Below are 14,324 nucleotides of genomic sequence, written 5' to 3' on the forward strand. Positions count from 1 at the left end.
GCGTGCAGATTAAAGGCTATTCGGCATAAGGGTTGTCAAAGCCCAGTTTTTGCATGACTGCCATCTCCATGGCTTCCATCAAATCGGCTTGCGCATCTACTTCATGGTCATAGCCATGCAGGTGCAACACGCCATGCACTGTCATATGCGCATAATGCGCCAGCAAGGGTTTGCCCTGTTCACTTGCCTCTTTCGCCACCACCGGGGCACAGATCACAATATCGCCCATCAATTGCGGCTCTTCGGTTAATGGAAACGTCAGCACATTGGTCGCGTAATCCCTGCCACGATAATTCGCATTCAGCAAACGCCCCTCCTCAGCATCCACAATACGGATGGTGACACTGGTATCCACCCGCAATGCGGCACGCACCCAGCGCCTGAAAGCTGCCTCGGTTGGCAGGTTGTTTTCTTCTGAGGCGAGTTGCAGGGAAAAATCTAATTGCGGCATACGGTCAAGTTTTCTGAAAAATATCCGTCATTATAAGAAGAAAACCCTTAAAGGAAACCGTGGGATGTCGAATCGGCCGAAACTGGTGGTTGCCAATCGCAAAATGCATGGCAACGTACCGGATAATCATCAATTCATGCAAAGCCTGTTGCAGCAAACGCAGCATCACCAGGCGCGCTACGCCGTGTGCCCGCCACATCCATACCTTTACCAGGCGCAACATATCCTGCAAAACAGCCATATCGCCTGGGGCGGGCAAAACATGAGCCGCTTTGAGAAAGGCGCTTATACCGGCTCGGTTTCTCCCGTCATGCTGAAAGAGTTTGGTTGCACCTACGTAATCATTGGCCATTCAGAACGCAGGCAGCGCGGCCATGATAGCGATGAAAGCTGCGGTGAACGGTTTGAAGCAGCAATCAAAGCCGGGCTTACGCCCATCTTGTGTATAGGTGAAACGCTGGAGGAATATGAACAGGGCGAAACCGATCTGGTGGTCGTACGCCAGTTAAATCCGGTGATCGCACATGTCGGTATCCAGGCACTCTCGCAGGGCGTGATTGCCTATGAACCGGTATGGGCGATTGGATCTGGCAAAGCGGCTACACCGCAACATGTGCAGGCTATCTTGTCATTTATCCGTGGCCATATTGGCTTGCTGGATGAGCAGGTCGCAGAAAAGATTGATTTGCTTTATGGTGGCAGTGTGAACCCGGGCAATGCAGCGCAATTACTGAGTATGCCCGATGTGGATGGTGGCCTGATCGGTGGCGCATCATTGATCGCTGAAGACTTCATCCGCATCTGCCAGATAGCCAATGAACTCACTGAACTGAAAACCGCAGCTTAATGGTGAGTACGAACAGGCAATAAAAAAAGCCGACTTGCGTCGGCTTTTTTTTATAACCAGGTAATCCAGATTACTGTCTGAATTACTTAGCTTCTTCAGCAGGAGCAGCTTCAGCTGGTGCAGCTTCAGCAGGAGCAGCTTCAGCAGGAGCAGCTTCAACTGGTGTTTCAGCAGCTGGTGTTTCAGCAGCTGGAGCTTCAGCAGCAGGAGCTTCAACAGCAGGAGCCTCTTCAGCTGGTTTTTCACCACAAGCGGTCAAAGCCAAAGCCAACAATGCAGCCAACAATGCAGAACGTGTCATCTTTATTTCCTTAGTATGTATGAGCAAAATTTTGTGTACGGCACAATTCTATATCCAAGAACCCGCCGAGTGGAAAAATTGTATCAGTAATTTATTAAAAAAAGAATGTAAGTGCAATTAAAAACACAGGATTTTTTTGTATAAGAACAACAACTCTGCATTTTTTGACAAAAATCGGCTATAAATGGTTCAAATCAGCGCTGCCAAGCTCACATTTCATCCAAATGCAGATACCCAAGCAGATACATCTCAAGTAACCAGGGCAGTAAATGAATACTACTTTCAGCCTGGAAAAATGATGCGTCCAGTTGTCGCTGGTTAGCCAATGTATTGAGTAAATGCTTTGCTTCCGGCGCTACATGTACCACTTCCCCATTGATAAAATACTGCCCCTGCCAGTGCAGCATTTGCGTTTGCAGGTCTAGTGCAATGCCCTGAGCACGCGCGGCATCGGTAAATTTTGCCTGGTTGAGCTTACGGTTTGGTGTAAAAACCACATAAGCTTTGGGCTCAGTAAAATAGCGCGCCAGGAAAGGCCCCAGCGCATCAGGCTGCCAGGTCAACCGTTGCAGCATGCGGCTGACCCGCTCCACCATCGCCTGGTCGATCGCCGCAGCATCGCTGACAGGCTGCAATTCAGGGTCCTGGTATAGCTCATCTGGCAAGCTTTCTTGCCTGCACGCATCGAGAAACTCCACCGCCAACTCCCTGGCCGCTGGTGCGCGAAAGCCGATAGAATAAGTCATGCAGTCATCATCTTCTGCCACCCCCCAATGCGCCACATTCGGCGGCAGGTATAGCATATCACCGGGTTCCAGCACCCATTCCTGCTCACTGACAAAATGGGAAAGGATGCGTAAAGGTGCATCCGCAATCAGGCGCGTATCTTGTTGCTGGCTGATAGACCAGCGGCGCTTGCCCGCCCCTTGCAAAAGAAACACATCATAACTGTCTAGGTGCGGCCCAACGCCGCCGCCGGTCGGTGCGTAACTGACCATGACATCATCCAGCCTGGCCGTTGGAATAAAGTCAAAGTTGGTTAACAAAGCCTGCGCTTCTGGCAACAGGTGATTCAGGCCTTGCACCAATAGCGTCCAGTGCTGCGCCGGCAAGCCGGCAAAGTCTTCTTCATCAAACGGGCCCTGCGTGACTTGCCAGCCTGCACCCTCTTGCGCATGGGCGGGATCATACTGGATCAGGCGCGAGGGCACTTCTGTTTCACACGCCAACCCTGCCAGCTCATCCGGCGTCAGCAATCCTTTAAAATCAGGGATGGCACCACGGATCAATAATGGTTTTTTTTGCCAGTATTCCGCCATAAATTGAGCTGGCGTCAGGCCATTAAGTAAAGTCAGTGCTTGTTGCATGAATAGTTTTTATCTAAAAGGGAGGAAAGGCGTAGTCGTAATGCTTTGCGTCAAGCGGGAAATAAAGCGTTGCGACTTCTCCGCCAGCATCAAAGCCAGTAAATCAGTGCGCGCAATCAGTTTGGTGAACTCACGTTCAAAACTCAGGTTCTGGCCATCCGCCTGTATGCTGTTGGTGAGCAATAATAGCTCACCGCGTGCATTTTTGGCGGTGCCCAGCTTCCAGACGGCGATTTCCACATTACGCGCCGCATTGTACAAGTTTTGTGGCTCTATGCTATCAATGAGGAAAAATGCGGATTTATTGCCGTGCGCGCGGTATAACATTGATTGCAATCCGACAATCAGTGCCAGCACGCGGTCACCACTAAATTGCGGGTTCAACGCCAGTTTAATCGCTGCTGTATCTTGGGCGCCGCCCAACGCTTCAAATTTCCACTGATGCGTACTGACTTGCTCAAACACCTGGGTAGCGATTTGGTCCGCTGTTCCCAGACCAGACTTTTGCGCTTCGGCAGGATTTCGTTTGTATAACTTGAGCATTAACAGGCGCAAGCTGGCGACATTTTCGGCGTATTCAATATCCGCCAAGCGGTCGGTATCGGTTTTAACTAACTGATGCAAGGTGTTGCGGTCTTGCCGCATCGGCACTGGTGTGCCATTTGGTGAATCCACATAGCCGCCACTGGGATTAGTACTACAGGCGGCAAGCAACAACATGCTCATCCAGCTGCAGCCGCGCCATCTCATGCCACAAGCACCCTTTGCGCTGGGAATACAATACTGAAACGGCTGCCCGCCCCTGGTTCACTTTCAACTTTCAGGATCGCCTGGTGATGATGCAGGATATGCTTCACAATCGACAGGCCAAGGCCAGTGCCACCGGTGTCCCTGCTGCGCCCGCTATCCACGCGGTAAAAACGCTCAGTCAGCCTGGGCAAGTGCTGAGACTCAATACCGATGCCGGTATCCTGCACACTGAATATCACTTGGTCCTCCTGCATCTGCCAGAAGATATCTATCTTGCCATTTTCCGGCGTATAACGCACAGCGTTACTGGTCAGGTTGCTCATGGCGCTCAGCAATTCATTATAGCTGCCGCGAATATTCACTTTGGCATCCATGTGCAATGTCACGGTGTGCTCGCCTTGACTCAACGCCCTGGCATCTTTAAGTAACTGGTTTAGCAGTGGTTCCATGGCAATATCTGTTTCATCCTTGAGCAGGACATTATTTTCCAGACTGGATAGTGTCAGCAAATCCTCAATAATGCGTCGCATACGGGTGGTTTGCGATTGCATCATGTCAAAGTAAGGTTGAATGTCAGGCGAGACTTCGCCTTGCATATCGCTGATGGTTTCCAGAAAGCCCCCAACCACTGTCAACGGCGTGCGTAACTCATGCGACACATTGGCAATAAAATCCCTGCGCATGATTTCTGTTTTTTCTATGGCAGAGATATCGCGGCAAATCAGCAAGCGCTGCTTACTGGCAAAGGGAATAATCTGTAATTCGAGTGACACATCCGGGCTGCGCCAGGATTTAAGTTTAAGCGGTTCACTGTAATCTTCGCGCTGCAGGTACTGCACGAACTCGGCCTGTCGCAATAAATAATAGATAGGCTGATTTTCATCATGCTGGCGCTTGAGGCCCAAGCGTTGCACTGCCGGTTCATTAAACCATTCGATCTCGTTGCGGTGATTGAGCACCACCACGCCATCCGGCAATGCGCTGGTCGCGTGACGTAACCTTTCCAAGGTGCTGCTTAGCTGGCTCTGGCTACGCGAATGTCGGCGCATTTCCTGGTAGAGGTTTGCAAAGATATCTTCCCAGATCCCTTTGCCATTGGGCATGAAATTAAGGCCGGGTTTGAGTGACCATTGATAGAGTCTATGCATCCAGTAAAGATGCCCGCCCAGGTAGGCAATAATACCCACGGTGTAAACCAGCCAGGCGGTCTCGGCAGTAGTTGCCCAACCCAGGATCAAGCAGCAGAATGCCCAGAAAACCAGTAGCCAGAACGCTTTCCAACGAATATCTTGCACAGGCAACACCCAAAATACAGATGGCTGGGATTATACGACACATCCGGGGCGGGATTGTGACGCGACTGCGAAGCTGCGGATTACTCCGTAGTCATAGGCGCACTTTTAGCATACGGCTTGGCCAGCGGCTCGCCTACGAACAAGCCTTGCATCGGCCATTTCACACTTTTCCAGTAAGACTCTACCAGCGTTTCGCCGGCCAGGTAATGCGCCATCACCACTTGCGGATTAGGGAATTTTTGCCAGTAATTACACGGCTCTGACACCGTGCCATAGCTGCCAGTGACACCCGCATCCAGCCAGCGGGTGGCCGGCATTTGAAAGCTGCTGGTCAGCAGGCCACCAAAAGAGGTCAGGTGATCGGCAATGGCGCCAGGCAGGTAATTATTGGTCAGCATGTAGTCAACCTGCGCTTGCCCGGTGAAGTAGAACATGACCGCCTGGCCTTTCTCAAGCGTTTCCTGGTTCAGCGTATGCAAGGTTAACCGTTTGGATTTGACTGTTATACCATCCGGCGGGAAAAATGGTTCGCGCGGCTTGGTGCGCGCAGCATCTTTGGTTTTCAGAAAGTAGCCATTGCCTTCATTCAGGCTGAACTCGCTCAATGTGCCGCGATCGATCAATGCTTTTGCCGCATCGACACTGGTAATCGGCAGCAACATGGACAGGCGTATATGATGATCTGCCCACGGACGCAGTGACGCACTATTAAAATAAGGGCTATCGCGGCCTGGATCACAGGTTTTTTTGCACTGCTCGAGATCCAGCCCCAGCGTAAGTGCGCCGGTCAGACTGTTGCACTGCACGGCAAATGGGGTTTTCCATACCAGTAGCAATACCTGCTGTTCGCCGAGCTTGGCTTCGATCTGGCTTTTCAGTGACTCAAATTCCGCCACGGAAAGGACATCTTTGCTTTGTCGTGGTAACTCGACACCAATCAGGTTTTCGGCCGGCACCTGGCGCGCCTGCATATAGTAACGGGCGACTTCTTCACTGAGTGCATCATTGACATTGTAAATAACCGCGACATCTTCGGGCTTGAGCAATGAGGGCCTGGTGCGTAATTGCCGGCTGATATCCGCTGCGCCAGCCAGCACTTCACTGATCATCAATACGCAAAACAGACACAGCCCAAGACTGAACAAACCCAATTTTCGATTAAAACACATCAATACTTGCCACTCCATTCAGGGTTATAAATATACAGTTCAGGCAGAACAAACCGCGTAAAATTCAATCATATCCCAGATTACTTTATATACCAGAGACATTGATTCAAGGAGCTGCATGCAATGACCACCTCTAAAACGATTTTGATTACTGGCGCTAACCGTGGTATCGGGCTGGAATACGTCAGGCAATATGCGCAGGCAGGTGATACGGTGTATGCGACCGTGCGCGATGTAGCCAGCGCTGCTGATCTGCAAGCGCTGGCAGCAAGGCATGCAGACGTGCATGTGCTGTCACTGGATGTCGCGGATATTGCCGCTATCCGCGCCCTGTCAACACAACTATCCGAGGTGACCATTGATATCCTGATCAGCAATGCGGGCATTTATCCACCCAGCCGCTTAGGCACGACGGACCCGCAAGCATGGCTGCATGCCTTTCAGGTCAATACCCTTACCACCTATTACCTGGCAGAAGCATTTTTGACGCATTTACAACGTGCCTCGCAAGGCAAGGTGATTGCGATGACCAGCAAAATGGGCAGCATCGCGGATAATGGCAGTGGCGGTGAATACATTTACCGCAGCACTAAGACAGCGCTCAATATGGTGGTGAAAAGTCTTGCGCTGGATCTGCAACCATTCAATATTGCCGTTGCTTTATTACACCCTGGCTGGGTGCGTACCGACATGGGAGGCCCGAACGGATTGATCAATACCGAAACCAGCGTGGCCGGGCTGCGTAAAGTCATTGCGACCTTGGCCTGGCACAATCCGGTGAATTTATTGCTTACGACGGTAAAGCTGTGCCTTGGTAATCATGCAGAGTCATCATTGACGAGGTCATCACTGGCAGACTCGGCCACCAGCTTGTAAGGACTGCGCTCTTCCAGTTCATTCACATAATGCTGCATGGTGGTTTCTTCCCTGGATAAAAATCGCGCTACACTCTGATGAAAGTCCTGGTGCGCTAACCAGTGGTAGGAACAAGTGGTATATGGCAAGAATCCACGCGCCAACTTATGCACGCCTTGCGCGCCACCTTCAAAATAACGGATACCATGGCTGATACAAAAAGCCTGTGGCTGGTAATAACACAGTTCAAAATGCAGGCAGGAAATATCACGCAAACTGCCCCAGTAGCGGCCATACAGCGACTCCGGCCCCAATATACACAAGCTTGCGGCAATATCTTCACCTGCATGCGTGGCGATGAACAGCAAAATATTGTCCGGCATATCACGGACAATGTGTTCAAAAAACGCCATCGATAAATATGGCTGGCTGCCGTGCCGGTGATAGGTATTGCTATAGCACTGATAAAACAGTGCCAACTCATCCGCAGTCAGTTGTTGCCCGTTAAGCACGCGGCAAGTCACCCCCTGCTGCGTGACTTTGTTTCTTTCCTGACGGATTTTTTTACGCTTGTCGCGACTGAGCACCGCCATAAAGGCTTCCCAATCCGTATAGCCCTGGTTTTCCCAGCGAAACTGCACCCCTTCACGGCGTAACAAGCCTTGCTCTGCGCAATGCGTAGCAGATAACGCATCCGGAAACAGCACGTGTGTGCCTGACAAGCCATGTTGTTCACACAAGGCACGCATTTGCTGCAACATGGCGGCGGCGAGCTGTTCCGGCTCAGCGTAGTTAGGGCGCACCAGTAAACGCGGGCCGGTGACGGGCGAAAAAGGAATCGCAGAAATCAGCTTGGGATAATAGGTGCCTCCCGCCTGTTCATACGCATCCGCCCAGGACCAGTCAAATACATATTCCCCATATGAATGCGTTTTAATGTAACAAGGAGCGGCAGCGACCAGTTGCTCGCCATCGAATACGGTCAGGTAATAGGGGATCCATCCGGTCTGGTGGTCCACGGAAGCCGAGGATTCAAACGCATGCAAAAACCTGTAGTCCAGCATCGGGTGAGGCCCAGCGAGGGATTGCCAGGCGACGGGTGAAATATCCTGCAGCCCACGGGACCAGGTAAATGATAAATGACTGAGAGGCATGATCAATTTATACCATGCTATAAGGAAATCCGGTGAGTCTATCCAAGGTCAATGCAGGATTGCCAGTAGAAGTGTAATCTACAGGCACTGGCACACCTTGCAAAAGTTAACTGGGGCGCTTGCGAAGACCAGAATTGTCCTTACCGGAAGAGTTCACTGAACTGCTGGCGGGAATGACAGAAGGGTTGGATTTTGACTTGTTTTTGAGTTTGGCGTCGATATCGGCATCAGTCGCCGCTGCTTGCTGCGCTTCTGTTTTAGACTCTGCCTCACGTTGGCGCTCTGTCATCTTGGCATAGGCGTTTTCAAGCTCTTCCAGGGTGATGACGCCATCGCCGTCCAGATCCACATAAGAGAAATGTCGTGCCACCTGCGGCAGGCATAGCGTGGCTTCTTCCCGGTCCAGCGTTTCATCATTATCGCGGTTACATTCATTAAAGCGTTGCGAAATGCTGTCATGCATGGCTTTACGCTTTTGTAACATCAATTGATGGTCGGGATCGGTATTGCGGGCATACTCGGTAAGGGCCTTGCGCAAGCGCGCACGGTCTTCAGGGCTGAAGTTGTGTTCCAACGTTTTGGCAAGTCCGGCGTCATCGTTGTCAATCACGCGGTTATCACTTAACCGGATAGGCAACTTAAGATCGGCACAGGCAGGCAATGCTAGCAACATGGTCGTTGTTAGCAAAAAAACCTCATTTAAATGTTTTATCGCTCTAAACATCCACACCTATACATAACATCGTGTCTTTAATCTATCACCAACACTTGGCTTTGTTTGATAAAGATCACTTGGAAAAATGCCAGCTGACCACAAAAAAGTCAGGCTGCATACCATAACGCAACTGTAGCAAGCACATCAACAGTTTTAACACAAAATAGCGTTTTTCAAGCCGCCGTTTTGTGCAAACGGGCACTCATGATGCCTAAGGATTGTAAATGTAATATTTCATCGTAAACGCTATTTGTAACCAATTTGTAACAGACCCATTTCATGCTCTGTGCTGCTTGGAGTATAATGCCAGCTAATAAGTTTAGTCCCCCCAGCCGTTTTATCACTAGGTCTCATGACCGTGTTATTTCGGCTTAACGCGTTAACCAAGACGCCAGTTTTAGTGTGAAGGTTCGTATGGCAGAACAGTTTAAAAAAATCTTGATGGTCGATGACGACTTGCGTATGCGCGAACTTTTACAGCGTTACCTGACAGAACAAGGGTTTAATATCAAATCTGTGTCTGATGGCAAGGAACTCGACAAAGCCATGGCCGCCGAGAGTTTTGATTTGCTGATTCTCGACCTGATGCTGCCCGGTGAAGATGGCCTTGCAATCTGCCGCCGCTTGCGTGGCTCCAATCATGTGACACCCATTATCATGCTGACCGCCCGTGGTGACGAGGTCGACCGTATTGTCGGCCTGGAAATGGGTGCGGATGACTATTTGCCCAAGCCGTTTAATCCACGCGAGCTACTGGCACGTATCAACGCCGTACTGCGCCGCCATGAAATCATGCCAAAACTGGCGACTGAAGATAAAAATTCCGCCTTCCAGTTTGGTGAGTTCGTATTTGATATCAACACCCGCAGCCTGAGTAAAAATGGCACCCAGATCACCATCACCAGTGGTGAATTCACTTTACTGAAAGTATTCACCGAGCATCCGCGCCAGCCACTTTCACGTGACCGGCTGATGCAACTGGCACGTGGTCGTGAGCTGGATGTATTTGACCGTAGTATTGATGTACAAGTCTCGCGCCTGCGCCGGATTATTGAACCGGATCCAGCGCATCCACGCTATTTGCAAACCATGTGGGGCTTTGGCTATGTGTTTATTCCTGATGGCGAATCCCCGCAGTAACGCTGTGCATCGCAAGCCTTAGCTCTCGTGCGCCTACTGCCCCGCAGACTACTCTCCCGCATCATGTTACTGATTGCCATTCTATTGGCAGTCAGTATCTATGCTTCGCTCAAAATATTTGATTATTTTGATCGCGAACCGCGCGCCACAGCGGCGGCCTTACAAGCCGTCACCATCGTCAATTACACGCGTGCCTCCCTGATCGCTTCTCACGAGAACCGCCGCCTGGCCCTGCTTTCCGAACTGTCCGGGCGTGAAGGCGTACGTGTATATGCGGCAGACTTCCTGGAAGACATTGAGCCGCTACCGCTTGATCCCTTTATCGGCCTGATGGCGCAAAAAATCCGCGAAAAACTGGGCGAAGAAACCATTATTACCGTCAACCACTATGATATCCCGGGCTTATGGATCAGTTTTAATGTCGGCCAGGATGACTTTTGGGTGGTCATCCCAAAAATCCAGGTCGATCGTCCTTTCCCCTGGCACTGGCTGGGTTGGGCCGCCGTGGTTGGCTTGTTGTCACTGATCGGCGGTTACCTGCTGACTGCCCGCATCAACCGCCCTTTAACCATGCTGGTGCATGCGGCAGAACGTTTGCGTAATGGCGAACCGGCACCAAAGCTGCCTGAAGACAGTGTAGAAGAACTGCGCGAAGTGACGCATACGTTTAACCAGATGGCCGAGTCACTGGCGAGGCTGGATGCAGAGCGCACTTTATTGCTGGCCGGTGTATCGCATGACATTCGCACTCCGTTAGCCAGGCTGCGGCTGGCGGTGGAAATGCTGCCGCAAGAAGCCGACTATATGAAGCACGGCATGATTGAAGATATCTCCGACATGGACAATATCATCCACCAGTTCCTGGATTTTGTACGCGGCGTGGAAGGCGAACCTACGCGCATGATGGATATCAACGACCTGTTACGCGCCTTGTCTGAAAGGCAGTTACGCGCAGGTCGTGAACTGAAAATATCGCTGGGTCCCAAATACTTCATCCCTATCCGACCTTTGGCCATGCAGCGCCTGCTGGATAACCTGGTAGGCAATGCCTATAACTACGGCAAAGGTAAAGTAGAAGTACGTAGCCAGGTAATGGCAGATAAGATCGTGGTCAGCGTACTTGATAATGGCCCCGGCATTCCGCCAGAGCATGCCGAGCGCTTGTTACGCCCTTTTGAACGCATGGATAGTGCGCGCAATAAATATGAAGGGGGCAGTGGTTTAGGGCTTGCCATTTGCAACCGAATTTCCAAACTGCATGGCGGCCAGCTTTATCTGCTCAACCGCCCTGAAGGTGGGCTGGAAGCCAGGCTATCACTGCCTATCTTGCCGAATACTTAAGTCAGGTATTTGCGCTTTCCTAAGCATTAACCAGTTCATAAACTTCAATCTATAAGCAGTTTAACCTACGCTTAGCCTAAGCTCGGACAGTTTACTGCTCGGCTGGTGTAAACCAGTTCAGACGCGACCGCAACCGCACGACTTCGCCAATGATCGTCAGGCTAGGCGGCTTCAACCCGGCGGCTGCCACATCGTTTGCCAATGTTGCCAGGGTGGATTCCACCACGCGCTGCTTTTGGGTAGTACCTTGCTGTATCACGGCGGCAGGCATGTCTTGCGACACGCCATGTGCGACCAGCTGCTCACAAATCTGCTCCAGCCCGACCAGCCCCATATAAATCACCACTGTTTGTCGTGGGCGTGCCATCGCCTGCCAGTCCAGGTCTACCGTACCATCTTTCAGGTGGCCGGTAATAAACAGGCAAGCCTGCGCATAATCCCTATGGGTTAAGGGAATACCAGCATAACTCGATACACCATTAGCCGCGGTAATGCCAGGCACTACCTGGAACGGCACGCCATGCTGCATCAATGTTTCGATTTCTTCGCCGCCACGACCAAAAATAAACGGGTCGCCGCCTTTTAAACGTAATACGCGCTTGCCTTCCAGCGCAAGCCTAGCAAGCAAAGCATTGATCTCCTCTTGCGGCAGCGTATGCTGGTCGCGTGATTTTCCGACATAAATCAGCTCGGCATCGCGACGCACCAGCTCCATCACTTCTTTACTGACCAGCTTGTCATAGACGCAGACATCGCATTGCTGCATTAATCGCAACGCACGGAAAGTCAGCAGATCAGGATCGCCCGGCCCGCCACCCACCAGATAGACCTCCCCGCGCGCTGGCGCATCGTCACTTTGCGTTAATAACTCACCAAGCAATTCCCGCGCTGCCTGCTCCTGACCTGACAATACGCGTTCGACCAGCGGGCCATTCAATACGTCCTCCCAAAACCGTCGCCGTGCCTGCGTGGTCGAGAATTTAGCTTTCACCTGATCGCGAAACTCTCCGGCGATGGTCGCGATTTGCCCATAAGCCGCGGGCAGCATCGTTTCGATTTTGCTGCGGATATGCCGTGCCAGCACGGGCGCATTCCCCTCACTGGAAACGGCGATCACCACCGGGCTGCGGTCAATAATCGACCCCATAGTGAAAGTGCACAGTGCGGGCGCATCCACAACATTGACGGGAATATTCAAGCGCCTGGCCGCCACCGATACAGCTTCATTCACCGCCTCATCATTGGTGGCAGCGATCACCAGGCAAGCGCCGGTCAGCTGTTCAGGCGCAAAGCAGGTTTTCACATATTCAATCTCGTTTTGAGCCAGCAGCGCATGCAACTCGTTGCTTAACTCAGGCGCAATCACGACGACATTGCCCTGCGCCTTGCGCAGCATGATGACTTTGCGCGTCGCCACGTCACCACCACCTATGACCAGGCAACGCCGCTGTGCAATATTAAAAAAGATCGGTAAGGCTTGCATGCAATAAAGCTTTTTAAAAGATAAGCCATTTTACCGCAGTCATGAATTGCGTTGCCGATTATCATGCCAGCCACAGTCAAATACGCTAAAATACTGTTTTGATTTGAAAAAATGCTAGATGAAGCAGGACAGCGGTAAAAAGATATTCATTAAATCGTTTGGTTGCCAGATGAACGAGTACGATGCTTCACGCATGGTCGATTTGATGCGTGAACATGACGGCATGACCCAAACCGACAATATGGAAGAAGCCGATGTCATCCTGCTCAACACTTGCTCGGTGCGCGAAAAAGCCGAAGAAAAGGTGTTCAGCCACCTGGGCCGCATGATTCCGCTCAAGGAGAAAAATCCCAACCTGGTCATCGGCGTCGGCGGTTGCGTCGCCAGCCAGGAGGGGGACGCGATCATCAAGCGCGCGCCTTATGTCGATGTGGTATTTGGCCCGCAAACCTTGCACCGCTTGCCCGAGCTGATCAAAGCCAAACGCGCAGAGAACAAACCACAGGTAGATATCACCTTCCCCGAGATCGAAAAGTTCGACCACCTGCCGCCACCACGCATCGAAGGCGCCACTGCTTTCTTAAGCATTATGGAAGGCTGTAGCAAATACTGTACTTTTTGCGTGGTGCCCTACACCCGCGGCGAAGAATTTTCGCGCCCGTTTGAAGATGTGCTGACTGAAGCCATTCAACTGGCCGAACAAGGCGTGAAAGAAATCACCCTGCTTGGGCAAAACGTCAATGCCTACCGTGCGCAGTATGAAGGCATAGAAGCGGATTTAGCCATGCTGATCGAAACCGTGGCCGAAATTCCGCAAATCGAACGTATCCGCTATACCACCAGCCACCCGAACGAAATGAATGAACGCCTGATTGCCTGCCATGCCAACGTGCCTAAACTGGCCAACCAGTTGCACTTGCCGGTGCAGGCCGGCAGTGACCGCATCCTCATGGCGATGAAGCGCAATTACACTACGCTGCAATATAAAGGCCTGATCCGCAAACTGAAAGCAGCCAATCCGGCACTGACCATTACCAGCGACATTATCGTCGGCTTCCCCGGCGAAACCGAAAAAGAATTCCAGGCCACGCTCAAGCTGATGCGTGATGTAGGATTTGATTACAGCTTCAGCTTTTTGTATAGCCCGCGCCCCGGCACCCCAGCCAGTTATTTGCCGGATGAAACACCACTAGAAAGCAAAGCCGCCTGGTTGAAACAACTGCAAACCGAAAACGAAACCAACGGTGACGCCATTAGCCGCGCCATGTTAGGCACTGTGCAACGAGTGCTGATCGACGGCCCGTCATGGAAAGACCCCAACCTGCTGGCCGGAAAAACCGACAATGGCCGTGTGGTAGATATTGCCGCCGACGCAAGTTTTATCCACCAGATGGTGCAAGTAAAGATCACCGATGTCTACAACCCGCATCGCCTGGTAGGCGAAATAGTGAACTAA

The 14,324-nt window shown here is 51.5% G+C and carries 14 protein-coding genes; 5 read left to right on the top strand and 9 right to left on the bottom strand.

Going from position 1 to position 14,324, the window contains the following annotated elements; all coding sequences use genetic code 11:
• Positions 1–16 precede the first annotated feature (16 nt).
• A complete protein-coding gene (gene ybeY / locus ACSSVF_RS00675; protein WP_492404683.1) occupies positions 17–451 on the bottom strand; it encodes an rRNA maturation RNase YbeY in 435 nt (144 codons plus the stop codon).
• A 64-nt stretch (positions 452–515) separates the two neighbouring features.
• Between ybeY and tpiA the strand changes: the two genes are divergently transcribed.
• Entirely contained in the window at positions 516–1,298 is a 783-nt protein-coding gene (gene tpiA / locus ACSSVF_RS00680; protein ID WP_492404685.1) for a triose-phosphate isomerase, read from the top strand.
• Positions 1,299–1,380: 82 nt separating this feature from the next.
• Here the strand turns inward: tpiA and ACSSVF_RS00685 are convergent, their stop codons facing one another.
• The 5 genes from ACSSVF_RS00685 to ACSSVF_RS00705 all read right to left on the bottom strand — a co-directional run bounded on the left by ACSSVF_RS00685 (position 1,381) and on the right by ACSSVF_RS00705 (position 6,180).
• Positions 1,381–1,599, bottom strand: a complete 219-nt coding sequence (locus ACSSVF_RS00685) for a hypothetical protein (RefSeq protein WP_055827555.1) — start codon at positions 1,597–1,599, stop codon at positions 1,381–1,383.
• Positions 1,600–1,808: 209 nt separating this feature from the next.
• Positions 1,809–2,966 (bottom strand): JmjC domain-containing protein, encoded by a 1,158-nt coding sequence (locus ACSSVF_RS00690; protein WP_492404686.1) that lies wholly within the window; start codon positions 2,964–2,966, stop codon positions 1,809–1,811.
• Between the two features lie 9 nt (positions 2,967–2,975).
• Complete coding sequence (locus ACSSVF_RS00695; protein WP_492404687.1) at positions 2,976–3,716, bottom strand: hypothetical protein; 741 nt, start codon at positions 3,714–3,716, stop codon at positions 2,976–2,978.
• Complete coding sequence (gene phoR, locus ACSSVF_RS00700; protein WP_492406282.1) at positions 3,713–4,951, bottom strand: phosphate regulon sensor histidine kinase PhoR; 1,239 nt, start codon at positions 4,949–4,951, stop codon at positions 3,713–3,715. Before phoR ends, ACSSVF_RS00695 begins: the two co-directional genes overlap by 4 nt.
• 140 nt (positions 4,952–5,091) lie before the next feature.
• On the bottom strand, positions 5,092–6,180 hold the full coding sequence (locus ACSSVF_RS00705) for a TIGR03790 family protein (protein WP_492404688.1): 1,089 nt from the start codon (positions 6,178–6,180) through the stop codon (positions 5,092–5,094).
• 123 nt (positions 6,181–6,303) lie between these two features.
• Between ACSSVF_RS00705 and ACSSVF_RS00710 the strand changes: the two genes are divergently transcribed.
• Positions 6,304–7,056 carry an SDR family oxidoreductase gene (locus ACSSVF_RS00710; protein WP_492404690.1) on the top strand — a complete coding sequence of 251 codons (753 nt, stop codon included), beginning with the start codon at positions 6,304–6,306 and terminating at the stop codon, positions 7,054–7,056.
• Here the strand turns inward: ACSSVF_RS00710 and ACSSVF_RS00715 are convergent.
• Complete coding sequence (locus ACSSVF_RS00715; RefSeq protein WP_492404692.1) at positions 6,999–8,189, bottom strand: GNAT family N-acetyltransferase; 1,191 nt, start codon at positions 8,187–8,189, stop codon at positions 6,999–7,001. The two genes, ACSSVF_RS00710 and ACSSVF_RS00715, sit on opposite strands and share 58 nt — an antisense overlap.
• 106 nt (positions 8,190–8,295) lie before the next feature.
• Positions 8,296–8,862, bottom strand: coding sequence for an EF-hand domain-containing protein (locus ACSSVF_RS00720; protein ID WP_492404694.1), 567 nt, complete (start codon positions 8,860–8,862; stop codon positions 8,296–8,298).
• Positions 8,863–9,318: 456 nt separating this feature from the next.
• Here ACSSVF_RS00720 and ompR point away from each other — a divergent pair, with 456 nt between their 5' ends.
• Positions 9,319–10,044, top strand: a complete 726-nt coding sequence (gene ompR, locus ACSSVF_RS00725; protein ID WP_492404696.1) for an osmolarity response regulator transcription factor OmpR — start codon at positions 9,319–9,321, stop codon at positions 10,042–10,044.
• Between the two features lie 27 nt (positions 10,045–10,071).
• Entirely contained in the window at positions 10,072–11,385 is a 1,314-nt protein-coding gene (locus ACSSVF_RS00730; RefSeq protein WP_492404698.1) for a sensor histidine kinase, read from the top strand.
• Positions 11,386–11,476: 91 nt separating this feature from the next.
• Here ACSSVF_RS00730 and cysG read toward each other — a convergent pair whose 3' ends face one another.
• The gene (cysG, locus tag ACSSVF_RS00735; RefSeq protein ID WP_492404699.1) at positions 11,477–12,868 is read right to left on the bottom strand and encodes a siroheme synthase CysG; all 1,392 of its coding nucleotides are present in this window, start codon (positions 12,866–12,868) and stop codon (positions 11,477–11,479) included.
• A 118-nt stretch (positions 12,869–12,986) separates the two neighbouring features.
• Here cysG and miaB point away from each other — a divergent pair, with 118 nt between their 5' ends.
• Entirely contained in the window at positions 12,987–14,324 is a 1,338-nt protein-coding gene (miaB, locus tag ACSSVF_RS00740; protein WP_492404701.1) for a tRNA (N6-isopentenyl adenosine(37)-C2)-methylthiotransferase MiaB, read from the top strand.

Source organism: Methylophilus sp. E2MeOHC9 (genome assembly GCF_058744375.1).